Below are 21957 nucleotides of genomic sequence, written 5' to 3' on the forward strand. Positions count from 1 at the left end.
TCAGGCGCGCAGCGGGGCCAGCGCGGTGCTGGCGGTGGCGGCGATGTGGACCAGGAACTCGGTCCCCATCACGGTGGTGAAGCGGTCCGGATCGGGCGAGCCCAGCACCAGCATGCCGAAGGTCTGGCCATGCGGGCCCAGCGGCAGCATCACGGTCGAGCGCACGGCGGCCGGGTCCTCGAGCCAGCGCACGGCTTCGAAATCGTTGTTCGGACCGCAATACGGCGCGCGCAGGCTGTTGGCGAAGATGCGGGCGTCGTCCGAGACGCCGCCGGTGAACCATTCGCCGGCATGTTCCGGCGCCACGTTCCACAGGCGCAGGCTGACCTGGGGCACCGAGAAGTGGATGCGCAGCCCGTCGGCCAGGTCGCGCGCCATCGCCGCGCCGCCCTGCGACACCAGCAGGGCCTGGGTCCAGGCGTGGAAGCGGTTGGCGATCGCGGCGTTTTCCTCGGCGCGGCGGGTCAGTTCGGCCAGGCGCAGCTCGAGGGCGCGGTACTTGTCGCGCATGACCTCCATCTGGCGCTCCTGCAGCGACACGGCGCGGCCGGTCAGCGGGCTGGACAGCTTGACCTCGCCCAGCAGGCCGGCGTGCTCCTCGAAAAACTGCGGATGGTCGATCAGGTATTGCGCGACGGCGGTGGAGTCCAGTGTTGCGGTGGTCATGAAAATCTTCGGTGAATTAAGGTCCGGGCTGCCATTTTACCTGAGCGGCACAGCCGCCCGGACATAAAAAAAGACGCCCGCAGGCGTCTTCGGGGGTGCGGCGCGCCGCACCGTGCGTCTTAGAAGCGGTGACGGATGCCGACCTGCAGTGCGCGGCCGTCTTCGCCCGGCGCCTTGGTGAAGCCGCCCGGGTTGCCGGCGGTGCCAGGGGCGTACTGGGCTTCGTTGTTGTTCTTGATGTTCGCGAACACGGTGTAGATGTCGGTACGCTTCGACAGGAAGTGGTCGTAGCCGATCGCGAACAGGTTGGCGTCGCTGTTCGAAGCGGTACGGTCGTTCTGGTGCGCGTACGAGGTCATGATGCGGCCGCTGCCGACCTTGTAGTGCAGGCCGATCTGGTAGCTGTTCGCGTCCTGCTGCGTGTTGGCGGCGATGGTGCGCTGGAAGAAGCCGCGCAGCGCGGCCGCGGTGGCGGCCGGGACCCGGCCTGCCAGCTGCGGCGCCACGGCGGCATCCCAGCCCGCCAGGTAGTCCGGCAGCAGGGCCGAATTGGTGTTGCGCTGGCTGTGGAAGCCGGCGAAGAACTTCCACTGGTCGTTCAGGGTGTAGGAGCCGCCCACGGTGGTGGTGCGCAGGCTCGGACGGTCGTCGCGGTCGTAGCCGTGGTTGTAGCCGATGCCGACGTCGAAGCCGTTGGCCTTGTAGGTCAGGTGGCCGGCGCGGAACTTGTTGTAGCGGCCCAGGTAACCCGAATTCTTGCCACCGTACATCACGGCGGCGCCGATGCCGTTCGGCAGGGCGATGCGGTACTGGATCGCTTCCTGCGAGCGGATGTCGGCGCTCAGGGCGGTGTAGCCGGCGGTGCCGCCGGTCACGTGGCCCCAGGTGCCCGCGGTGCCCGATTCGAAGGTGTCGGCCATGTTGAAGACTTCATAGCCCGGGGTGTACATGCGGCCGAGCAGGAAGGCGCCGACCGGGGTGACCAGGCCGACCATCGCCATGCGGTCGAACAGCGCGCGTTCGCGGTTGACGGCTGCCTCGCCCGGCACCTGGATGGCGTTCTGCAGGCCGGCCAGCAGCGGATCGCGCAGGGCCGGCGGCAGCGGAATGGCGTTCATGCCGCGCAGCAGGTAGCGGCCCGGATTGTCGTTCATCAGGGTCGGCTGCTGGCTACCGTTGTCGAGCTCAACGCGCGCTTCCAGGTTGAACATGGCCTTGAAGCCATTGCCCAGGTCCTCGGTGCCCTTGAAGCCGATGCGCGAGCCGTCGGCGCCGCCGCTGTAGATCTTGGTCGGGCCGCCCTTCTGGAACATCACGCCGGCGTCGGCGATGCCATAGATCTGGACGCTGGACTGGGCCAGGGCGGAAGTCGCAAAGGTGGCGCCGATCAGGGCTGCGATGAGGCTCTTCTTCATTAGGTCTCCGTATTATGTTCTTGACTAGCGAGTTGCTATAACTCACTTACCTTGCCAATATGCCATCCGCCTTGCGCCCTGTACAGAACGCTCGTGCGGAAAGTGCTCGCGAACTGTTTCTCGTTGTGAAAACACTACAAGACGAGGTAAACGGCAAAGGCGGACATGGTTTCCCATGTCCGCCTTCGGGCAGCCGCATGTCTGGTGTGGCTTAGAACGAGTGGTTGATGCCCACGTCGTAGTGGTTGACGGCCGACGGATTGGTCGGCAGGCCGCGCTTGCGCGAGGCGTCCACGTACAGGTAGGTGCGCTTCGACAGGCTGTACTCGTAGCCTAGGGAGAATTGCTTGACCTTCTGCAGGCCGTCGGTGTCCTTCTGGCCATATCCGGCCAGCAGCTTGCCCGGGCCCAGGGTATAGTTGGCGCCCAGCACCCACGACCTGGTGTCGGCGTTGGCGAGGCGGTTGTGCTCCTGGTCCTGGCGGCTGTAGGTGCCCATCAGCTTCAGTTCCGGGGTGGCGCTCAGCGAGGCGCCGATCGACCAGACCTTCGATTCGATCGCGTTGCGCTCGTAGCCGGCCATGAAGGCCGCCGGGCCGTTGTTGTAGGTGGCGCTGACCGAGAACGGGTTGGCCGAGGCCTGGGCGCCCGCCGGGTATTGCGGGAAGGCTTCGCTGCCGCGGCCGATCACGGCGGCGCCGCCGTTGTTTTCCTTGGTGGCGATCGCGGTGTTCACCTGGACGCCGCTGACGATCGGGGTGTTGTACCAGACCGCGTTGCTCCAGCGGTTATGCGAGGCGCCCGACGGATCCAGCGGCTGCGAGGTGTAGCCGGCGACGGTCAGGTCGGTGTAGAAGCCGGCCGGCGACGGCAGGGCGTGGAAGGGCTCGAAGGCGCCGATGGTTTCGTGGTACGGGGTCAGGCCGCGGCCGATGCGCAGCATGCCGAAGTCGCCTTGCAGGCCGACGCGGCTCTGGCCCTGGAACAGCTGGCGCTGCACGCCGTTGCCGCCCACCTCGAGGGTGCCGGTGTCCGGCTCGTAGCGGATCTCGAGCTGGAACAGCGCCTTCAGGCCGTTGCCCAGGTCTTCCGTGCCCTTGAAGCCCAGGGTGTTGGCGGCGCGCTTGCCGATGCTCAGCGACTGGCCGGTACGCTTGACGAGGCCGGCGTCCAGGTTGCCATAGACCTGCACCGTGCTCTGCGCGTGGGCCGCACCGGCGACAGCGCCGGACAGTGCGACGGCCATGAGGGTTTTTTTCATTATTCGTGTTTCCTTCATTAAGTTACGCAGTCGTGGAGCATTGAGGCTGAGCTGAACACCCGGACACATGTACCTTAATAGTTTCCTGCGGGAAGATTGACTGATTGGTCAATTATGACTGCGGCACTTGGTCGAAAGCCAATAAATCCAATTGTGTTGTTGTATTTTTGAAACGTGCATCAGGCAGGATGTAACAAATCGACCCGGCATGGGTTTGGGGGCATTGTCGCGCCCTCGTATACATGAGATTTGCACCTGCGCAGGGCCGCAGGCGGCTAGCCGATTCCAGCTGGCGCATGGCACAAAACTGTCGTTCGGAAGCCATTCCTCCTGGTGAGTCCGCCTTACAGCATTTGCGGCGCCGCAAACAAAGCCATGGCTTGAAACGAATCGGCCATACCGGCGGCTTAGACTTTGGCCCAATCCACGTGTGTGGCGACGCACTCCGTCAATACCTTGTATATTGGCAACTTTTCCGCCGAGCCGCTCCGGCTTGCGCCGTAGCCTGCCGTCTTGCGTTGCCACTGCGCTTTGCCTACCTGACTCATCAATGGTGTATTCGAACAATGGCTAACCGCGAAGAACTGGCGATCATCCGCAACGCCCGGGCCGGGCAGGCTGCCGCCCAGCTCGAGCTGGGCAAGCTCTACCTGTTCGGCAGCGCCGGACTGCCGCAGAGCCTGCCGACCGCGCTGCACTGGCTGGAGCGGGCCGCGCGCCAGGATTGCGCCCCCGCATGGCAGCTGATCGGCAACCACATTCCTTTCGAACTGGCCCAGCGCAATGGCTCCGCGCTGGCCACCTGGTACGAGCGCGCCTACGACGACGGCAGCGTCCACGCGGGCCTGGTGTTCGCCCAGCTGGCGCTGGAGACCGGCGTGGCCGCCTCCGCGGACGCCCGCGCCAAGGCCCTGCGTGCGCTGGAAGACGCGGCCAGGGCCGGCTTTCCGCACGCGCAATGGATGCTTGCCCAGCAGCGGGGACCTGCGGCGCCCATGGCGGGGGCAGCCGCCGCATCGCTTTCCACAGCTGCGCCCGCCGCTGCCGCCCGCAGCGTCCAGGCATCCGCGCGGCGCGGCGCCGGCGCCACGCCGGGCTGGCCGGCCGCCGAACACGGCGCCGCAGCCGACCAGTACGCCGTCCTCGAGCAGGCCTGGGAAGCCGGGCGGGCCGAGGAATACCTGGAACAGGCGCTGCCGCTGGCGCGCGAACTGGTGCGCGTGCGGGAGGAGCAGGGCGAAATGCAGCGCTTCGCGCCCGACGAGATCGCGCTGCTGTCGCGCTGTGCGCGCCTGCTCGATGGCCGGGCAGCGGGCGTGGCGCTGGAAGCGGGCGAGCCGGATTGCTTCTGGGAGCTGGCTGCCGCCGAGCACGACCGCCATGCCCAGCTGACAATGGGCTTGCGCTGCGCCCGGATGCAGATCGACGGGCGGCGGATTGCCGGCAAGGCCGGCGAACGGGCCGGCGACCGGGCAGCCGGGAGGAGCACGGGCTGGAACGGCCCCGCCAACTTCAAGAAAGCCATCCGCTGGCTGACCCTGGCCGGCGAGCAGGGCCTGGCCGAAGCCTGGTATGCCTTGTCGCGCATTTATATCAAGCCGGAGTTCTCGCAGCGGAATGTGGCCGATGCCCAGAAATACCTGGAGCGGGCGGCCGAGATGGGCTACCGCGAGGCCCAGCTCGAATGCGGCCACAACGCCTGGCGCGCGCGGCGCGAGAACGAGAGTAACGACGTGCGCGCGGTGTACTGGCTGCAGAAGGCCGCCGCCCAGGGTTCGAGCGAAGCCGGCGCGCTGCTGGCGCGGATCGCCCCGCGTCCGGCTGCGTCGCTGTACACGGAAACCGGCGCTTTGCTCAGGCAATACGCCGGGCAGGCCCAGTCCGGCGCCGGGTTCGACGCGGCCCGGCCGGATCTGTTTCAGGCCCATCCGCTGTTGGCTGCGAGGCTGGAGCTGGCGGCGCTCTTCAAGCTGACGCGGGCCGAGGCTTTGTTGCTGGACGTTAAGGCCGCGGACCAGGGACATTGCCTCGTGATCGACATCCGCGCCAGCTACGGGCGCAGCAAGCGCCGCCTGGTGCTGGTGGAAGCGGGCCAGGAGCGCCAGGCGCTCGACCGCATCGTGCGCCTCTTCGCGCAGGTGGATTGCGGCCCGTCCGGACCGGAAGGAAATTACCGCCAGCGCCTGTACCGGCTGCGTACCTTGCTGGGCCCGGCGTCACGCATGAATGAGGAAGAGGGGGCGCCCGGCGTAGGGGCGCCCGGCGTAGGGGCGCCCGGCCTAGGGGCCGCCAGCGCTGGCTTACCCGGCGCCGGGGCGACGACGGGGGCGCCCGACGCGGTGGTTCCCGCCGCCGGGACGCCAGCCGCCGGCACGCCGGATTTCGGGCTTGCGGCCTGAAGCGCAGGCCAGGCTAGGCCAGGCCCGGCGGAATCTTCAGATCTCGACTTCGCCTTCGAACACGGTCACGGCGGGACCGCTGAGGTAAACCGGCTGGCCCGGTCCTGCCCAGGCGATGCTGAGCTCGCCGCCACGCGCCGATACGCGCACCGGCGAATCGAGCAGGCCGCGGCGGATGCCCGCCACCACCGCCGCGCAGGCGCCGGTGCCGCAGGCCAGGGTCTCGCCCGCGCCGCGTTCGTAGACGCGCAGGCGGATGTGGTGACGGTCCACCACCTGCATGTAGCCGGCGTTGACCCGTTTCGGGAAGCGCGCGTGCGATTCGATCAGCGGGCCGGTCTCGGCCACCGGGGCGCTGTCGACATCGTCGACCACCTGCACCGCGTGCGGGTTGCCCATCGAAACCACCGACACGAACACGGTCTTCCCCGCCACCGGCAGCGGCCACAGGGTATCTTCGCCCTCGGCCCAGCCGCCCAGCCCCGCGGCGTCGAAGGGCACCTCGGCGGGCTCCAGGCGCGGCGCGCCCATGTTCACGGTGATGCTGCCGTCTTCTTCCATGCGCGGATTGATGATGCCCGACATGGTCTGCACGCGGATGCTGCGCTCCTTGCTCAGGCCTTTATCCACCACGAAGCGAACAAAGGCGCGCGAGCCATTGCCGCACTGCTCGACTTCGCCGCCGTCGTTGTTGAAGATGCGGTAGCGGAAATCCACCCCCGGCTCGGTCGGGCGCTCGACGATCAGGATCTGGTCGGCGCCGATGCCGAAGCGGCGGTCGGCCAGGCGCTGCCACTGTCCGGTGCTCAGGGAGACGTCCTGGCTGATCGCATCGACGACGATGAAATCGTTGCCGGCGCCGTGCATCTTGGTGAATTTCAATTTCATGGCAGTGTCCAGTGCAGCAAATACAGGTTCAATACAGCGAAGGCTCGCCCGGCGGGCGGGTCTTGAAGCGCTTGTGGGTCCAGAAGTACTGTTCCGGCGCTTCGCGCACCCGGTCCTCGATGAAGGCATTCATGCGGCGGGTCGCCTCGATCATGTCCTCACCGGGGTAATTCTCCCACGCCGGATAAAACACCACACGCCAGCCCTTGTAATCCGGCAGGTAGGTGGCGATCACCGGGATCACCTTGGCGCCGGTGGTGGCCGCGATGCGCCCCAGGGCGGTCAGGGTCGCGGCCGGCACGCCGAAGAAGGGCACGAACTCGGCATCCTTCTCGCCGAAATCCATGTCCGGCAGCATGAAGTAGGGCAGGCCGTCGCGCAGGGCGCGCAGGATGGGCTTGATGCCTTCCTTGCGCGTCACCAGGCGCACCGGGCCGTAGCGCTCGCGCCCGTGGCGCAGCAGCTTGTCGAAAGCCTCGTTCTTCTGCGGTACGTACATGCTGCACACCGGGATCACGCGCGAGGCCACGCCGGCCACGTCCAGGCACACGAAGTGCGGGCACAGCAGGATGGTGGGGCCGGCTTCCATCTCGGCCTGCGGCACCGCCGGCTCGACGTGGATCAGGCTGCGCACCCGTTCTTCCGGCGCCCACCACAGGATCGAGCGTTCGAAAATGCTGCGCGCGTAGGCGCGGAAATGGCGGCGCGCGATGTCGCGGCGCGCGCCTTCGTCCAGCTCCGGCATGCACAGGCGCAGATTGGTCAGCGTGATATGGCGGCGCTTGCCCATGATCAGGAACATCAGGCTGCCGACCGCTTCGCCCAGGCGGCCCAGGATGGGCAGCGGAAGGAAGTGCAGCAGCCACATGACGAACAGCAGGACCCTCATGCCGCCACCTCGCTGTCGGGCGCGGCCACGCCTTCCGGCTGCTTGTAGCGGTTGTAGCTCCAGAAATACTGGGCCGGGCAGCGGGCGATCAGCTGCTCCATGGCGCGGTTGATGGCGGCGGCCTGGCTGGCCGCGTCGCCGGACAGGTCGCCCTCGAAGGGCACGAAGCGCACGGTGTAGCCGGCGCCGCGCGGCAGGCGCTCGGCGTAGACCAGCAGGATGTCGGCCTTGCCCAGCTGGGCCAGCTTGGCCGGCAGGGTCATGGTGTAGGCGGTGCGGCCGAACCAGGGCGCCCAGGTGCCTTCGCCTTCCTGCGGCACCTGGTCGGGCAGGATGCCGATCGGCTGGCCGCTCTTCAGGGTCTTGGCCAGGATGCGCACGCCCGCCAGGGTGGCCGGCGCCAGGTGCAGGTTGTGGCGCGCGCGCGCGCCTTCGACCAGCGGCTTGAGCGCATTCTTGCGCGGCGGGCGGTACATGACGGTGAGGGCCGTTTTCAGCGCGATCTGCTGCGCGGTCATTTCGAAACAGCCGAGGTGTGGCGTCAAAAAGACAATCCCGCGGCCGGCGTCGAGCTTGCTCTGCACCAGCTCCCAGTTCTCGACCGTGGCGTGGCGCGCCACGCGCTCGGGTTTGGCGCACCAGACGAAGGCCAGCTCGACGATGGCCTTGCCGGCTTCGGAAACGGCTGCGCGCAAGCAGCCGTCATAGCCGGCCTGGCGCAGGTTGGCGCGCAGGCGGCGGCGGTAGGAGGGCGACAGGAGATAGACGAGCCAGCCCAGCGCCGCTCCCAGTGCATGCAAGACTGGCAACGGAAACACGGACAGGACGCGGAAGAGGACGACTAGCATTCGATTGATCAGGGTTGAGTGGCGCGTGAGTTTCCACACCAAAATTCACAAGGAGCGTAAAATACCACTTTATGCAGGATCCGCCGAGTTAATGACAACTTGCGAAGCGGAATATAAATGTCGCTAAAGCGTCGCAGGCACGAGTTGCTGCGGCAGTTTATTGAACAGTAACTTTGGAGCCTCAATGTCCAACGACTATCTTTTTACTTCCGAATCCGTCTCGGAAGGCCATCCCGACAAGGTCGCTGACCAGATCTCCGACGCCATCCTCGACGCGATCCTGGAACAGGATCCGCGCGCGCGTGTCGCTGCCGAAACCCTGTGCAACACCGGCCTGGTGGTGCTGGCCGGCGAAATCACCACGCATGCCAACGTCGATTATATTCAGGTCGCGCGCAACACCATCAAGCGCATCGGCTACGACAACACCGAGTTCGGTATCGACTACAAGGGTTGCGCGGTGCTGGTCGCCTACGACAAGCAGTCGCCCGACATCGCCCAGGGCGTCGACGAAGGCGCGGGCATCGACCTCGACCAGGGCGCCGGCGACCAGGGCCTGATGTTCGGCTATGCCTGCGACGAGACCCCGGAACTGATGCCGGCCGCCATCTACTATTCGCACCGCCTGGTCGAGCGCCAGTCGCAGCTGCGCAAGGATGGCCGTCTGCCGTGGCTGCGTCCGGACGCCAAGTCGCAGGTGACCCTGCGCTACGTCGACGGCCGCCCGGTGGCCGTGGACACCGTGGTGCTGTCGACCCAGCACGCACCGGAAATCACCCACTCGCAGATCCAGGAAGCGGTGATCGAGGAAATCATCAAGCCGGTGCTGCCGCGCGAATGGCTGGACGGCACCAGGTTCCTGGTCAACCCGACCGGCCGCTTCGTCATCGGCGGCCCGCAGGGCGACTGCGGCCTGACCGGCCGCAAGATCATCGTCGACACCTACGGCGGCGCGGCCCCGCACGGCGGCGGCGCGTTCTCGGGCAAGGATCCGTCCAAGGTCGACCGCTCGGCAGCCTATGCCGCGCGCTACGTGGCGAAGAACATCGTCGCCGCCGGCCTGGCGCGCCAGTGCCAGGTCCAGGTCAGCTACGCGATCGGCGTGGCGCGTCCGATCAACATCACCGTGTACACCGAAGGCACGGGCGTGATCCCGGACGAGCAGATCGCCAAGCTGGTGATGGAACACTTCGACCTGCGCCCGAAAGGCATCGTGCAGATGCTCGACCTGCTGCGCCCGATCTACGCCAAGACCGCGGCCTACGGCCACTTCGGCCGCGAAGAGCCGGAATTCACCTGGGAGCGCACCGACAAGGCGGCGCTGCTGCGTGCCGAGGCAGGGCTGGCGTAATTCAGGGTTCAAGCGGGCGGTATCGTTACGTACGCAAACTTGGGTTCCGGCCGAGGGGGACGCCGAGTCCCGGAACGACGCCTCATCTTTAAGTGATACTTTCAGCACGTCGTAGCCTCCACTGGAGGCTACGACTCCCGGCGAAGGCCGGGGCTCAAGTTTCGTAGCACACCGATCCGCATCCCTGCACCACCCCCACAGCAAGCAATCCAACAACACCCCCGGGCAGCACCCGCACACTCGTGTTAAACTAGCCCATTCCGAGGAGCGTTGCGACGAAGGTTCCCATCTTCGCCAGGCTCGGATATCAGCAACCGCGCTCACGTTACTTTTTTCTAAACATTGAAAGGAGGGCGTGATGAGCGCCGTACTCAAAGAATCCCCCGACTACCTCGTCGCCGACATCTCCCTGGCATCCTGGGGCGAGAAGGAAATCCGCATCGCCGAAACCGAAATGCCGGGCCTGATGGCGATCCGCGAGGAATATGCCGCTGCCCAGCCGCTCAAGGGCGCGCGCATCGCCGGTTCCCTGCACATGACCATCCAGACCGCGGTCCTGATCCGCACCCTGGAAGCCCTGGGCGCGCAAGTGCGCTGGGCATCGTGCAACATCTACTCGACCCAGGACCACGCCGCCGCCGCCATCGCTTCGGTCGGCACCCCGGTGTTCGCCGTCAAGGGCGAGACCCTGGACGAGTACTGGGAATACACCCACCGCATCTTCGAATGGCCGGCGGACAACCACGCCAACATGATCCTGGACGACGGCGGCGACGCCACCTTGCTGCTGCACCTGGGCGTGCGCGCGGAAAAGGACATCTCGGTGCTGGACAAGCCGGGCTCGGATGAGGAAATCTGCCTGTTCAACGCCATCAAGGGCCGCCTCGCGCGCGATCCGCAGTGGTACTCGAAGCGCCTGCCGTGTATCAAGGGCGTCACCGAGGAAACCACCACCGGCGTGCACCGCCTGTACCAGATGCACCAGGACGGCAAGCTGGCCTTCCCGGCGATCAACGTCAACGACTCGGTCACCAAGTCGAAGTTCGACAACCTGTACGGCTGCCGCGAATCGCTGGTGGACGGCATCAAGCGCGCCACCGACGTGATGGTCGCCGGCAAGATCGCCGTCATCGCCGGCTACGGCGACGTGGGCAAGGGCTCGGCCCAGGCCATGCGCGCGCTGTCGGCCCAGGTCTGGGTCACCGAGATCGACCCGATCTGCGCCCTGCAGGCCGCGATGGAAGGCTACCGCGTCGTGACCATGGACTACGCCGCCGAACATGGCGACATCTTCGTCACCTGCACCGGCAACTACCACGTCATCACCGAGCAGCACATGCTCAAGATGAAGGACCAGGCGATCGTCTGCAACATCGGCCACTTCGACAACGAAATCGAAGTCGCCGCGCTGAAGAAGTACGAGTGGGACAACATCAAGCCCCAGGTCGATCACGTGATCTTCCCGGACGGCAAGCGGATCATCCTGCTGGCCGAAGGCCGCCTGGTGAACCTGGGCTGCGGCACGGGCCACCCGTCCTACGTGATGAGCTCCTCGTTCGCCAACCAGACCATCGCCCAGATCGAACTGTTCAGCAACACCGCCGCCTACCCGGTCGGCGTCTACACGCTGCCCAAGAAGCTGGACGAAAAAGTGGCGCGCCTGCAGCTCAAGAAGCTGAACGCGCAGCTGACCGAACTGACCGAAGAGCAAGCTGCCTACATCTCGGTGAGCAAGGAAGGCCCGTACAAGCCGGAACACTACCGCTACTGATCCGGTAGCTCCGCTGTACTGTTACGCCAGGCGCGCAGCAGCGCGCCTGGCGCTTCCCTCAAAGCCGCCCACGAAAGCGATGCCCCGATGCGCCTGCTCCTGACCTGGCTGATCAACGCCGCCGCCCTCATGGCCCTGCCGTTCCTGATGGATTCCGTCCACATCACCAACGTCGGCACCGCCCTCATCGCCGCGCTGGTGCTGGGACTGGTCAACACCCTGATCCGTCCGCTGCTGGTGATCCTGACCCTGCCGGTGACCCTGGTGTCGATGGGCCTGTTCATCCTGGTAATCAACGCCTTGCTGTTCTGGCTGGTGGCGCACTGGATCGAAGGTTTCGAAGTGGCGGGCTTCTGGTCCGCCTTCCTGGCGGCCATTTTGTACAGCATCATTTCGTGGGCGCTTTCAACCTTGCTCCTCTCAGACAAAGATGGAAACTCCTAATTTCAGTATCGAGTTCTTCCCGCCCAAGACGGCAGAGGGCGCGGAGAAGCTGCGCGTCACGCGCCAGAAACTGGCCGAGCTGCAGCCCAAGTATTTCTCGGTGACCTTCGGCGCCGGCGGCAGCACCCAGGCCGGCACCCTGCAGACCGTGCTCGAGATCCGCCAGGAAGGGCATGAGGCCGCGCCTCACCTGTCCTGCATCGGCGGCGACCGCGCGTCGATCCGCGCCATCCTCAAGCAGTTCCAGGACAACGGCATCCGCCGCCTGGTGGCCCTGCGCGGCGATCTGCCGAGCGGCTACGGCGGCGCCGGCGAGTTCCGCTACGCGAACGAGCTGGTCGAATTCATCCGCCAGGAAACCGGCGACTGGTTCCACATCGAAGTGGCGGCCTATCCCGAGATGCACCCGCAGGCGCGTTCGCCCCAGGACGACCTGCAGAACTTCGCGCGTAAAGTACAGGCCGGCGCCAACGCCGCGATCACCCAGTACTTCTACAACGCCGACGCCTACTTCCAGTTCGTCGACAACGCACGCAAGCTGGGCGTGGACGTGCCGATCGTGGCCGGCATCATGCCGATCACGAACTATACGCAGCTGATGCGCTTCTCGGACATGTGCGGCGCCGAGATCCCGCGCTGGGTGCGCCTCAAGCTGGCCAGCTTCGGCGACGACAGCGCCTCGATCAAGGCCTTCGGCCTGGACGTCGTGACGGCGCTGTGCGAACGCCTGCTGGCGGGCGGCGCGCCGGGACTGCATTTCTACAGCATGAACCAGGCGGTGGCGACCACCGCGCTCTGGCAGCGCCTGGTCAAGTGATCCAGGCCGTTTGACGCGTGGACGGGGAACCCGTCCACCCTACATGAAACATCGCGGCATCTTCCGTAGCGTGGACGGCTTCGCCGTCCACGCGCTCAACGCAATCCCGCATTCCATAACGATCGATCACGTTTCCTCGGTGATCACCCGGTCCAGCGGCACGTCATACGCGTCCAGCGGGAATTCCGCGCGCTGGAAGGCATAGGCGATGCCCAGGGTCCGCGGCCGCGGCTGCGCCGCCAGGGTGCGGTCGTAGAACCCGCCTCCATATCCCAGCCGGTATCCATCCGCGTCGAAGCCCAGGCAGGGCACCAGCAGCGCCGGCGGCCTTTCCACCATGCGCAGTTCCGCCGGCACCGCCACCCCGAGCCTGTCGGTCACGGTCGGCTCCCCCGGTATCCATTCGGCAAAGCCGAGCGCCGTGTCGCGCGCCACCACCACAGGCAAGGCCAGCCGTACGCCCGCCTCCGCCAATTCCGCGTAGGCTGGACGCAAGTCCGGCTCGCCGGCCAGCGGCCAGTACACCCCCAGCATGGCCTGGGGATGGGCCCGCAGCCAGGCCAGCACCTGGGCGCCGATGCGGTCGTCCCAGGCCAGCTTGGTGGCGTGGTCGATGGCGCGGCGCCGCGCCTTGAGCGCGTTGCGCAAGGCGGATTTATCTTGTTGTAGCACGTCATCATTAGTGCCGTGCGCGTCTGGCAGTGGCCCGGAAGCGCGTGGTATTCTTGAATCGCCGGTCATGGTTTGAATGCAGCGTACTTTGAGAGTTCTGATGTTTCGATCGAGTCTGACAACCGGCGTCTTGCCGACCGCCATTGCCCCCATTGCCCTTGCTTTGTCCCTTGCGTGGATGCCGCCCGCATCGGCCCAGGAGGACCCCGAGGCTCCCCAGCCCGAGCAGGCCGTGCCTCCCGTTCCCGCCGGCGCCCCGACCGTGCCTGGCGCCCAGAACGCCAATCCGGCTGCGGACGACGACAGCAACTTCCTGCTTCTGCGCGAAGCCGCGCGCCAGAACGACAGCGCCAAGGTCAACGCGCTGGCCTCGCGCCTGCCGCATTACCAGCTGGCCTCGTATGTCGACTATTATCGTCTGAAACCCCGCCTGCGCGAGGCGGCGCCCGAGGAAATCCGCGAGGCCCTGCGCCGCCACGAGGGCAGCGCCATCGCCGAGCGCCTGCGCGCCGACTGGCTGCTGGAGCTGGGACGGCGCCGCGACTGGGCCAGCTTCGAGCGCGAGATGGGCGCCTTGGGGCAGAACGGCGAGCTGCAGATCCGCTGCTACGCACTGCTGGCGCGCGCCAGCCGCGGCGACAACGTGGCGCAGGAAGCCCGCGCCATCCTGGCCAATCCACCCGCCTACGGCGAAGGCTGCGCGGCCCTGATCGCGCAGCTGGCACAGGGCGGCCAGTTCACCCAGGCCGACCTGCTGTGGCAGCTGCGCCTGGCCGGCGAGATGAACGCCACCGGCCCGGCCCGGCGCGCCGCCTTGCTGCTCGGCGCATCGGACACCCGTGCGGCCCAGGCGGTCGACCTGCCGGCCGTGGCGATGGCGCGCGGGATCGGCAAGACCCAGGCCGAGCGCGCCATCTACCTGGTCGCCCTCGGACGCATGGCGCGCTCCAGCCTCAAGCTGGCCACCGTCGCCCTGGAGAAGAACAGCGCCAAGCTCACGGCGGAGGAACGCGCCGTCGGCTGGGCCAACCTGGCGCTGGCCGCCTCGATCGGCCTGTCGCCGGAGGCGGACGACTACTGGCGCCGCGCCAACGGCGCCCAGCTGACGAACGAACAAATGCAGTGGAAGACCCGCATCGCGCTGCGCCACGGCGACTGGAAGGGGGTGCGTACGGCCATCGAATCCATGCCGGCCGGCCTGCGCGCCGAACCGGCCTGGGTCTACTGGCTGGGCCGCGCCCACAAGGCCGAAGGACGCGGGGATCAGGCGCGCGAGCTGTTCGAGCGCATCGCCGTGCAGTCGAACTTTTATGGCCAGCTGGCGATGGACGAGCTGGGCCGCATGGTGACGGCGCCGCCGCCGGCGGCCCCGGTCACGGCCGCCGAACTGGCGCAGGCGGGCGCCAACCCGAGCCTGCAGCGCGCCCTGAAGTTCTATGGTTTGCGCCTGCGCGCGGAAGGCAACCGCGAATGGAACTGGGGCTTGCGCGGATTGTCTGAACGTCAGCTGCTGGCCGCCGCCGAGTTCGCGCGCCGCAACGAGCTGCTCGACCGCATGGTCGAAACCTCGCTGCGCACGCGCACCGAGCTCGACTACGCCCAGCGCTTCCCGGCGCCCCACCTCGAGATCCTGCGCCCCACCGCGCAGGACCTGGGGCTGGACAAGGCCTGGGTGTATGGCCTGATCCGCCAGGAATCGCGTTTCATCCAGGACGCGCGCTCCGGCGTCGGCGCTTCGGGACTGATGCAGGTGATGCCGTCCACCGGCAAGTGGGTGGCCGCCAAGATCGGCCTGGATAACTTCGTGCACGACATGTTGACGGACCTGCGCACCAACATCACCTTGGGAGCGAACTACATGAACATGGTGCTGCAAAACTTCGACGGCTCGGAGGTGCTGGCCACCGCCGCCTACAACGCCGGGCCGGGACGCGCGCGCGCCTGGCGCGGCCTGCTGCGCGAACCGATGGAAGGCGCGGTCTTCGTCGAGACCATCCCGTTCTCGGAAACGCGCGGCTACGTGCGCAACGTGATGGCCAACGCCACCAACTACGCGGCCGTGTTCGACGGCAAGCCGCAGTCGATCAAGACCCGCCTGTCCACCATCCAGCCGCGCACGGGCAGTATCGTGCTGCCCTGAGGCCGCCATGGGCTCCCTCAAGGTCCTGGCCATCGGCGCCACCGGCTTCATCGGCTGCCACCTTGTCGCCCGGCTGGCGGAGGAGGGCGTGGACGTGGTGGTGCCGGCGCGCCACTACGAAGCCGCCAAGCAGCTGACCCTGCTGCCCGACGTCGACCTGCGCGTGGCCAACATCCACGACGACAAGGTGCTGCGCAGCCTGATGGAAGGCTGCCAGGCCGTGATCAACCTGGTGGGCGTGCTGCACGGCGGCCACGGCCAACCCTACGGCGAGGGCTTCCGCCGCCTGCACGTGGAGCTGCCGCACCGCATCGCCACCGCCTGCGCCGACCTGGGCGTGCCGCGCTACCTGCACATGAGCGCACTGGGCGCGAACCCGCACGGGCCCTCGATGTACCAGCGCTCCAAGGCCGACGGCGAGGCCGCCGCGCGCAGCCGGCCGCAGATCGCGGCCACGATCGTCCGGCCCTCGGTGGTGTTTGGCCCGGGCGACCACTTCCTGACCATGTTCGCGCGCATGCAGCGCCACCTTCCCGTGATTCCGCTGGCCTGCGCCGAGGCGCGCTTCCAGCCGGTCTACGTGGGCGACGTGTGCTCCGCCTTCGTCCGTGCGCTGGCCCAGCCGCACACGCGCGGCGCAGTGGTCGAGCTGGGCGGCCCCCGGGTCTACACCCTGGCCGAGCTGGTGCGCCTGGCGGGCCGCTACGCCGGCCACGAACGCGCGGTGGTCGGCTTGCCGGACTGGATGGCGCGCCTGCAGGCCGGCCTGTTCGAGCTGCTGCCGGGCGATCCCCTCATCAGCCGCGACAACCTCGATTCCATGAAAGTGGATAACGTGGTCGATCCGGGAACGAAAGCCTTGACAGCCGAGTCGCTGGGAATCAAGCTCACGTCGATCGAGGACGTGGCGCCGCACTACCTGGCGGGGCGCGATCCTCTCGATGCCTACCGCACCAGGGCCGGACGCTGATCGTAGCGTGGACGGGGTCCTTCAGGCCAGTGGCCTGAAGGACAGACGTCCACGCGTTCGACGCACGCCATCCGGACCGTGCGCGAAAACGGCGCCGTTAACGATCACCGCGTGGACGGCAGAGCCGTCCACCCTACGGGAAACGGGGACAGCACCGACCAAGATCCCAACATTTTTGATACAGGAACGCCATGCAGACCATCGAACTCGACCCGATCCTCTCGCACACCCTGGACCAGGCGCGCCGGCCGGGCCTGACGCTCGTCATCGGCAACAAGAACCTCTCGTCCTGGTCGATGCGTCCCTGGGTGGCGGCGGTCGCGTTCGGCATTCCGTTCACCGAAGTGCGCGTGCTGCTCGACCAGCCCGACACCTCGGCCAATATCGCGCGCTATTCCCACGCCGGCCGGGTGCCGGTGCTGCTGGCCGGCGACATGACGGTCTGGGACAGCCTGGCCATCACCGAATACCTGGCCGAGCAATTCCCCGACAAGCACATGTGGCCGCAGGACGTGGCGGCGCGCGCGCTGGCCCGTTCCATCGTGGCCGAGATGCACTCGGGCTTTGGCGAGCTGCGCAGCGCCATGCCGATGAACATCCAGGCCCACCTGCCGGGACGCGGGCGCACGCCGGGCGCCCAGGCCGACATCGGCCGCATCTGCGAGATCTGGGAAGACTGCCTGTCGCGCTTCGGCCACCATCACTTCCTGTTCGGCGAGTTCTCGATCGCCGACGCCTTCTACGCGCCGGTCGTGACCCGCTTCCGCACCTACGGCGTGGCGCTGGCGCCGGCCCTGCAGGCCTATTGCGACCGCGTGCTGGCCCATCCGGCCGTGGCGCGCTGGGTGAAGGAAGCGCTGGCGGAGGACGACCCGACCCCGCTGCACGACGCCGACCTGCCGGGCGACTGAGCATGCGCAGTTACGTTGTCGGCGGCGCGGTCCGCGACCAGCTGCTGGGCCTGCCCGTGCAGGACCGCGACCATGTCGTGATCGGCGCCACGCCGGAACAGATGCTGGCGGCGGGCTTCCGCCCGGTGGGCAAGGACTTCCCCGTGTTCCTGCATCCCGAGACCCAGGAGGAATACGCGCTGGCCCGCACCGAGCGCAAGACCGCCAAGGGCTACCACGGCTTCGCCTTCTACACGGCGCCCGACGTCACCCTGGAACAGGACCTGGTCCGGCGCGACCTGACCATCAACGCCATGGCCCTGGGGGAAGAGGGCGAAATCGTCGACCCCTACGGCGGCCAGGCCGACCTGGGCGGGCGTGTGTTCCGCCATGTCTCGGAGGCCTTCGCCGAAGACCCGGTGCGCATCCTGCGCGTGGCGCGCTTCGCCGCGCGGCTGCCGGAGTTTCGCGTGGCGGACACGACCAACGCCCTGATGCGGCGCATGGTGGACGAGGGCGAGGTCGACGCCCTGGTCCCGGAGCGCGTGTGGCAGGAACTCTCGCGCGGCCTGATGGAGCAGCGGCCTTCGCGCATGCTGGCGGTGCTGCGCGACTGCGGCGCGCTGGCGCGCATCCTGCCGGAGCTCGGTGTTCCGCAGGAGCCAGGAGAGGAGGGGGACGCGCGCATCATGGACGCCATCGACGGCGCGGCGCGGCGCGCGCATCCGCTGGAGGTGCGCTTCGCGGTGCTGATGCTTGGCCTCGGCACGAACGCGGCGCCGGACCCGAAGCCGGTCCAGGACGTGTGCAAGCGGCTCAAGGTGCCCAACGAATGCCGCGACCTGGCGCTGATGACCGCGCGTGAAACCGGCCTGGCCGCGCAGCGGAGCGTCGCGCTCGACCCGGAGGCGATCGTGAGCCTGTTCGAGCGCTGCGACGCCTTCCGCAAGCCGGAGCGCTTTGCCCAGATGCTGCTGGCCGCCGCCAGCGCGCCGCGTGTGCCGAACTTGCTGCAGCAAACGGCGCCCCAAATCACAAAGGCCCTGGCCGCCGCGCGCGCCGTCAACGCGGGTGAAATCGCCCAGCGCTACGTGGAAAGCAAGGACAGGATTCCGGAAGCCGTACATGCGGGACGGGTGAGCGCGGTCGAGGAAGCGCTCGGCCCAGGACACTGAGGCGTACAGGGGCGGCTACCCGCCACGCATGTGTTACATTCGCTTACACCCTACCCGTAATACATTTAATAGATTTGCTATCCTTCGCTGTCGGGTTTTGTTGCGTTAGGGGAAAATTATGCTTGCCGTACTGGCGCAGCGTGTAGCGAACTTGAGTCCGCGCCGCCGCCTGCTGCTGGCCGGGGCGGCGGTCGTCGCCTTGAGCATCCTGCTCGCCTTCCTCTACATCCGTACCGAATCGGTCGACCCGGAGATCCGCAACCGCGTCATGCTCAACCTGCGCGAGCTGGAAAAGCTCGACGCCGAGTGGGACGCCAACATCCTGCGCGCCCACATCGGCCGCGCGCCTCCGGAACAGCGCCTCACCACCCAGCTGCCGCGCATGCACGACCTGGTGGCGCGCCTGGGCGAAGCGCTGCCCCACACCACCGGCACCGCCGCGCCCGCCGCCTACGACCAGCTGCGCCAGTCGATGCGCACCAAGGAACAGCTGGTCACCCTGTTCGCCGTCCATAACCCGCCGCTGCGCGAGGCCCTGATGCACGTGCCGCCCGCCGTGGCCGATCTCAAGACCGAGCTGAGCGGCATCGAAGGCGCGCTGGCGCCGGCGCGCATCGTGGTCCGGCTCGACACCACGCTCAACGCGCTGCTCACCGAGATCCTGCGCTACAACCTGGCGCCGACGCCGGCCCTGGCCACGCGCATCGACGAGATCCTGGGCGACGTCGCGGCCCAGGAAATCGCCTTCTCGCCGGCCGTGGTCGAGAAGATGGACGCCCTGATCCACAGCTGCCGCGTGATCCTGGAAAAGCGGCCGCTGGAAAACCGCCTGGAAGCCCAGATCGCCGGCGCAGGCACCGGCGCCGCCCTCGACCGCCTGGGGCGCGAGTTCGACCGCTCCTTCGACACCGTGCTGCTGGAGCGCCAGCGCTTCCGCGGCTACCTGTTCGCCTATTCGGCGGTGCTGCTGGTCCTGCTGGCCTATGCCGGCTGGCGCCTGCGCCGCAGCTACCGCATCATCGGCGAGGTCAACCAGCGTTTGCAGGCCGCCAACGAAACCCTGGAACACCGCGTGGCCGAGCGCACGGCGGAACTCGAAACGCAATCGAAGCAGCTCGAACGCCTGGCCCAGCACGACAGCCTGACCGGCCTGATCAACTACCGCCAGCTGACCCGCCTGCTCGACCGCGCCCTGGCGCGCGCCGACCGCCGCGACAGCGTGGTGGTCCTGATGTTCATCGACCTGGACGGCTTCAAGGCCGTCAACGACACCTGGGGCCACGCCACCGGCGACCTGGTGCTGCAGATGGTGGCGCGCCGCGTGCAGGACAAATTGCGCGCCGAGGATGCGCTGGCGCGCCTGGGCGGCGACGAGTTCGTGATCATGCTCGAAGACGTCAGCGCGCGCGAAGGCGCGCTGCGCGTGGCCCGGCTGGCGCTGGAGCAAATCGAGTCGATCACCGAGGCCGACGGCAACCCGGTGCGCATCTCCGCCAGCATCGGCATCGCCGCCGCCAGGGGCCAGGCCGGCGCCGCGCGCGGCCAGGCGGCCCTGCTGGCCGACGCCGACAAGGCCATGTACGAAGCCAAGCAATCCGGCAAGGGCAGCTTCGTTGTCAGCCCGGAGTCACAGTGGCTCACGCCAAGCTAGCCTTTCCGCACAGCAAGCCCCACAATAAAGCAGAGCTGGCCGGCTTCGGCTAGAATTCGTTTGTTGCAGTGCACAATAAGGGCGTCATCATGTTGGACAATCCGTTACGCCGCTGGATCCGGGGCCTGAGCGGAAAGAAGGGCCAGCCGACCGTGCTGGTCAAGGAACTGGCCGAGCGCGACCGCCGCCGGGTGCTGAAGCATTTCCTGGCGCTGGACGGCAACGACCGCCTGCTGCGTTTCGGCAGCATCATTCCCGACGATCAAATCAAGGCCTATGTCGCGAAAATCGATTTTTCGCGCGACATCGTGCTGGGCGTCTATAACGGCATCTTCCAGCTCGTGGGCGTTGGCCACCTCGGGTTTTCGACCTCCGAAGGGCGCGGCACCACCACCAAGGAGCGGGTGGCCGAATTCGGGGTCTCGGTCTCGGCCTCGGCGCGCGGACAGGGCGTGGGCACGCGCCTGTTCCAGCGCGCGGCCATTCACTGCCGCAATTCCGACATCGACACCCTGTACATGCAGTGCCTGTCCTCGAACCAGACCATGATGCACATCGCCAAAAAGGCCGGCATGCGCATCAAGCGCGAACACGGCGAGGCCGACGCCTACCTGCAGCTGCCGCCGCCCAGCCCCGGCAGCGTGATGGCCGAGGCGCTGGAAGAACAGTTCGCCGTGATCGACTACACCGTCAAGGCCAATGCCCGCGCCGCGGTCAAATGGTTCTCTCCCAAGAAGTAGTCATTCCTTGATCTCGGGTTCCACGAGCCTGGCCAGCAGCTCCAGCGATTCCTGCCAGCCCAGGTAGCAGAGCTCGGCCGGAATCGCGGCGGGAATGCCGTCCTGCCGAATCTTCACTTCCACTCCACAAAATACCTGGCGCAAGCTCACCGTGGTTTCCATCCGGCCCGGCAGCTTCGGGTCTTCGAACTCGTCCGTGTAGCGCAGGCGCTCGCCCGGCACCAGTTCCAGGTATTCGCCGCCGAAGGCGTGGCTGTTGCCGGTCGTGAAATTGGTGAAGGACATCCGGTAGCGCCCACCGACCCTGGCGTCCATCTCGTGCACGGTGCCCACATAGCCGTGTGGCGGCAGCCATTTGGCCAGGGCGGCCGGTGTCGTGAAGGCGCGGTACACGCGGTCGGGCGTGGATTTCAAGACGCGATGAAATTCGACGGTATTGGACATGATCGGTTCCTTTGTCTGGTAGTGGCAGAGGACATCCCTCTGCCATTACGACGAACGGGCGGGCCGGAATTCGACACGCCCGCAGACATTTTTATACCACGCGGATGTCGACGTCGATATTGCCCTGGGTCGCCTTCGAGTAGGGGCAGGTCTGGTGGGCCGCGGCGACCAGCGCCTGCGCGATCTCGGCCGGCAGGCCGGGCAGGTGCACGTCGAGGCGCGCCTGCAGGAAATAGGCCCCGTTCAAGTTGCACAGGTCGACTTCGGCATCGACGTGGGCCTCGGGCGGCAGCTTCAGGCCCAGCTTGCCTGCCGCCAGTCCCATCGCGCCGATGAAGCAGGCCGACCAGCCCGCCGCGAACAGCTGTTCGGGGTTGGTGCCCGCCCCCTTGGAGCCGGGCGAGGAGAGCTGGATGTCGAGCCGGCCGTCGCTGCTGCGGGCCGCGCCGTCGCGGCCTCCGGAAGTCGTACGGGTCTTGCCGGTATAGAGCACAGTGGTGGTGTCGCGCATGATGTTTCCTGTTCA

General features: G+C 67.2%; 20 protein-coding genes and 1 riboswitch. Of the genes, 11 read left to right on the forward strand and 9 right to left on the reverse strand.

The window, feature by feature from the left end; genetic code table 11:
* The 3 genes from KBW95_RS15535 to KBW95_RS15545 form a co-directional block, all read right to left on the reverse strand.
* The gene (locus KBW95_RS15535) at nucleotides 1-666 is read right to left on the reverse strand and encodes a DUF484 family protein (protein WP_211526209.1); all 666 of its coding nucleotides are present in this window, start codon (nucleotides 664-666) and stop codon (nucleotides 1-3) included.
* 119 nt (nucleotides 667-785) lie between these two features.
* Nucleotides 786-2081: a porin gene (locus KBW95_RS15540; protein WP_211526210.1), complete on the reverse strand. Its 1296-nt coding sequence runs from the start codon at nucleotides 2079-2081 to the stop codon at nucleotides 786-788.
* A gap of 211 nt (nucleotides 2082-2292) precedes the next feature.
* Nucleotides 2293-3342 carry a porin gene (locus tag KBW95_RS15545; RefSeq protein ID WP_211526211.1) on the reverse strand — a complete coding sequence of 350 codons (1050 nt, stop codon included), beginning with the start codon at nucleotides 3340-3342 and terminating at the stop codon, nucleotides 2293-2295.
* Nucleotides 3343-3908: 566 nt separating this feature from the next.
* Between KBW95_RS15545 and KBW95_RS15550 the strand changes: the two genes are divergently transcribed.
* The gene (locus KBW95_RS15550) at nucleotides 3909-5741 is read left to right on the forward strand and encodes an SEL1-like repeat protein (RefSeq protein WP_211528688.1); all 1833 of its coding nucleotides are present in this window, start codon (nucleotides 3909-3911) and stop codon (nucleotides 5739-5741) included.
* A 36-nt stretch (nucleotides 5742-5777) separates the two neighbouring features.
* On the opposite strand, the gene dapF is transcribed toward KBW95_RS15550, so the two are convergent.
* From dapF to KBW95_RS15565, 3 genes are read right to left on the reverse strand one after another with little or no spacing between them, the layout of a single operon-like run.
* Nucleotides 5778-6629 (reverse strand): diaminopimelate epimerase, encoded by an 852-nt coding sequence (gene dapF / locus KBW95_RS15555; RefSeq protein ID WP_211528689.1) that lies wholly within the window; start codon nucleotides 6627-6629, stop codon nucleotides 5778-5780.
* Nucleotides 6630-6657: 28 nt separating this feature from the next.
* Nucleotides 6658-7518 carry a lipid A biosynthesis acyltransferase gene (locus KBW95_RS15560; RefSeq protein WP_211528690.1) on the reverse strand — a complete coding sequence of 287 codons (861 nt, stop codon included), beginning with the start codon at nucleotides 7516-7518 and terminating at the stop codon, nucleotides 6658-6660.
* A complete protein-coding gene (locus tag KBW95_RS15565; RefSeq protein ID WP_211528691.1) occupies nucleotides 7515-8366 on the reverse strand; it encodes a lysophospholipid acyltransferase family protein in 852 nt (283 codons plus the stop codon). The genes KBW95_RS15560 and KBW95_RS15565 overlap by 4 nt, the downstream gene beginning before the upstream one ends.
* A gap of 184 nt (nucleotides 8367-8550) precedes the next feature.
* Between KBW95_RS15565 and metK the strand changes: the two genes are divergently transcribed.
* From metK to metF, 4 genes are all read left to right on the forward strand, one after another.
* Nucleotides 8551-9717, forward strand: coding sequence for a methionine adenosyltransferase (gene metK, locus KBW95_RS15570; RefSeq protein ID WP_211526215.1), 1167 nt, complete (start codon nucleotides 8551-8553; stop codon nucleotides 9715-9717).
* Between the two features lie 256 nt (nucleotides 9718-9973).
* Nucleotides 9974-10046: riboswitch (S-adenosyl-L-homocysteine riboswitch) on the forward strand.
* Nucleotides 10047-10075: 29 nt separating this feature from the next.
* Nucleotides 10076-11488 (forward strand): adenosylhomocysteinase, encoded by a 1413-nt coding sequence (gene ahcY / locus KBW95_RS15575; RefSeq protein WP_211526216.1) that lies wholly within the window; start codon nucleotides 10076-10078, stop codon nucleotides 11486-11488.
* 87 nt (nucleotides 11489-11575) lie between these two features.
* On the forward strand, nucleotides 11576-11932 hold the full coding sequence (locus KBW95_RS15580) for a phage holin family protein (RefSeq protein ID WP_211526217.1): 357 nt from the start codon (nucleotides 11576-11578) through the stop codon (nucleotides 11930-11932).
* On the forward strand, nucleotides 11919-12749 hold the full coding sequence (gene metF / locus KBW95_RS15585) for a methylenetetrahydrofolate reductase [NAD(P)H] (protein ID WP_211526218.1): 831 nt from the start codon (nucleotides 11919-11921) through the stop codon (nucleotides 12747-12749). Before KBW95_RS15580 ends, metF begins: the two co-directional genes overlap by 14 nt.
* Nucleotides 12750-12875: 126 nt before the next feature.
* Here the strand turns inward: metF and KBW95_RS15590 are convergent, their stop codons facing one another.
* Nucleotides 12876-13490 (reverse strand): 5-formyltetrahydrofolate cyclo-ligase, encoded by a 615-nt coding sequence (locus tag KBW95_RS15590; RefSeq protein WP_211526236.1) that lies wholly within the window; start codon nucleotides 13488-13490, stop codon nucleotides 12876-12878.
* Nucleotides 13491-13599: 109 nt separating this feature from the next.
* Here KBW95_RS15590 and KBW95_RS15595 point away from each other — a divergent pair, with 109 nt between their 5' ends.
* The 6 genes from KBW95_RS15595 to KBW95_RS15620 all read left to right on the forward strand — a co-directional run bounded on the left by KBW95_RS15595 (nucleotide 13600) and on the right by KBW95_RS15620 (nucleotide 20987).
* The gene (locus tag KBW95_RS15595) at nucleotides 13600-15561 is read left to right on the forward strand and encodes a lytic transglycosylase domain-containing protein (protein ID WP_211526219.1); all 1962 of its coding nucleotides are present in this window, start codon (nucleotides 13600-13602) and stop codon (nucleotides 15559-15561) included.
* Nucleotides 15562-15568: 7 nt separating this feature from the next.
* Nucleotides 15569-16531: a complex I NDUFA9 subunit family protein gene (locus KBW95_RS15600; protein WP_211528692.1), complete on the forward strand. Its 963-nt coding sequence runs from the start codon at nucleotides 15569-15571 to the stop codon at nucleotides 16529-16531.
* 191 nt (nucleotides 16532-16722) lie between these two features.
* Nucleotides 16723-17442 (forward strand): glutathione S-transferase family protein, encoded by a 720-nt coding sequence (locus KBW95_RS15605; RefSeq protein ID WP_211528693.1) that lies wholly within the window; start codon nucleotides 16723-16725, stop codon nucleotides 17440-17442.
* A 2-nt stretch (nucleotides 17443-17444) separates the two neighbouring features.
* Nucleotides 17445-18596 carry a multifunctional CCA addition/repair protein gene (locus KBW95_RS15610; RefSeq protein ID WP_211528694.1) on the forward strand — a complete coding sequence of 384 codons (1152 nt, stop codon included), beginning with the start codon at nucleotides 17445-17447 and terminating at the stop codon, nucleotides 18594-18596.
* Between the two features lie 118 nt (nucleotides 18597-18714).
* Nucleotides 18715-20247 (forward strand): diguanylate cyclase, encoded by a 1533-nt coding sequence (locus KBW95_RS15615; protein ID WP_211528695.1) that lies wholly within the window; start codon nucleotides 18715-18717, stop codon nucleotides 20245-20247.
* Between the two features lie 89 nt (nucleotides 20248-20336).
* Complete coding sequence (locus tag KBW95_RS15620; protein WP_211528696.1) at nucleotides 20337-20987, forward strand: GNAT family N-acetyltransferase; 651 nt, start codon at nucleotides 20337-20339, stop codon at nucleotides 20985-20987.
* On the opposite strand, the gene KBW95_RS15625 is transcribed toward KBW95_RS15620, so the two are convergent.
* Together KBW95_RS15625 and KBW95_RS15630 are read right to left on the reverse strand one after the other, a co-directional pair.
* Nucleotides 20988-21431 carry an SRPBCC family protein gene (locus KBW95_RS15625; RefSeq protein WP_229429781.1) on the reverse strand — a complete coding sequence of 148 codons (444 nt, stop codon included), beginning with the start codon at nucleotides 21429-21431 and terminating at the stop codon, nucleotides 20988-20990.
* Between the two features lie 91 nt (nucleotides 21432-21522).
* Nucleotides 21523-21942: an organic hydroperoxide resistance protein gene (locus KBW95_RS15630; RefSeq protein WP_211528697.1), complete on the reverse strand. Its 420-nt coding sequence runs from the start codon at nucleotides 21940-21942 to the stop codon at nucleotides 21523-21525.
* Between the last annotated feature and the right edge of the window lie 15 nt (nucleotides 21943-21957).

This window comes from Massilia sp. ZL223 (assembly GCF_018119395.1).
Classification (GTDB): Bacteria; Pseudomonadota; Gammaproteobacteria; order Burkholderiales; family Burkholderiaceae_D; genus Telluria.

Bases quoted from the DNA above. Each gene is read 5' to 3' on its own strand.
- KBW95_RS15590 (WP_211526236.1), bottom strand. From the start codon at position 13,490: ATGACCGGCGATTCAAGAATACCACGCGCTTCCGGGCCACTGCCAGAC.
- metK (WP_211526215.1), top strand. From the start codon at position 8,551: ATGTCCAACGACTATCTTTTTACTTCCGAATCCGTCTCGGAAGGCCAT.
- KBW95_RS15605 (WP_211528693.1), top strand. From the start codon at position 16,723: ATGCAGACCATCGAACTCGACCCGATCCTCTCGCACACCCTGGACCAG.
- dapF (WP_211528689.1), bottom strand. From the start codon at position 6,629: ATGAAATTGAAATTCACCAAGATGCACGGCGCCGGCAACGATTTCATC.
- KBW95_RS15540 (WP_211526210.1), bottom strand. From the start codon at position 2,081: ATGAAGAAGAGCCTCATCGCAGCCCTGATCGGCGCCACCTTTGCGACT.
- KBW95_RS15560 (WP_211528690.1), bottom strand. From the start codon at position 7,518: ATGAGGGTCCTGCTGTTCGTCATGTGGCTGCTGCACTTCCTTCCGCTG.
- KBW95_RS15565 (WP_211528691.1), bottom strand. From the start codon at position 8,366: ATGCTAGTCGTCCTCTTCCGCGTCCTGTCCGTGTTTCCGTTGCCAGTC.
- KBW95_RS15625 (WP_229429781.1), bottom strand. From the start codon at position 21,431: ATGTCCAATACCGTCGAATTTCATCGCGTCTTGAAATCCACGCCCGAC.
- KBW95_RS15600 (WP_211528692.1), top strand. From the start codon at position 15,569: ATGGGCTCCCTCAAGGTCCTGGCCATCGGCGCCACCGGCTTCATCGGC.
- KBW95_RS15630 (WP_211528697.1), bottom strand. From the start codon at position 21,942: ATGCGCGACACCACCACTGTGCTCTATACCGGCAAGACCCGTACGACT.
- KBW95_RS15610 (WP_211528694.1), top strand. From the start codon at position 17,445: ATGCGCAGTTACGTTGTCGGCGGCGCGGTCCGCGACCAGCTGCTGGGC.
- KBW95_RS15620 (WP_211528696.1), top strand. From the start codon at position 20,337: ATGTTGGACAATCCGTTACGCCGCTGGATCCGGGGCCTGAGCGGAAAG.
- KBW95_RS15580 (WP_211526217.1), top strand. From the start codon at position 11,576: ATGCGCCTGCTCCTGACCTGGCTGATCAACGCCGCCGCCCTCATGGCC.
- metF (WP_211526218.1), top strand. From the start codon at position 11,919: ATGGAAACTCCTAATTTCAGTATCGAGTTCTTCCCGCCCAAGACGGCA.
- ahcY (WP_211526216.1), top strand. From the start codon at position 10,076: ATGAGCGCCGTACTCAAAGAATCCCCCGACTACCTCGTCGCCGACATC.
- KBW95_RS15550 (WP_211528688.1), top strand. From the start codon at position 3,909: ATGGCTAACCGCGAAGAACTGGCGATCATCCGCAACGCCCGGGCCGGG.
- KBW95_RS15595 (WP_211526219.1), top strand. From the start codon at position 13,600: ATGCCGCCCGCATCGGCCCAGGAGGACCCCGAGGCTCCCCAGCCCGAG.
- KBW95_RS15545 (WP_211526211.1), bottom strand. From the start codon at position 3,342: ATGAAAAAAACCCTCATGGCCGTCGCACTGTCCGGCGCTGTCGCCGGT.
- KBW95_RS15615 (WP_211528695.1), top strand. From the start codon at position 18,715: ATGCTTGCCGTACTGGCGCAGCGTGTAGCGAACTTGAGTCCGCGCCGC.
- KBW95_RS15535 (WP_211526209.1), bottom strand. From the start codon at position 666: ATGACCACCGCAACACTGGACTCCACCGCCGTCGCGCAATACCTGATC.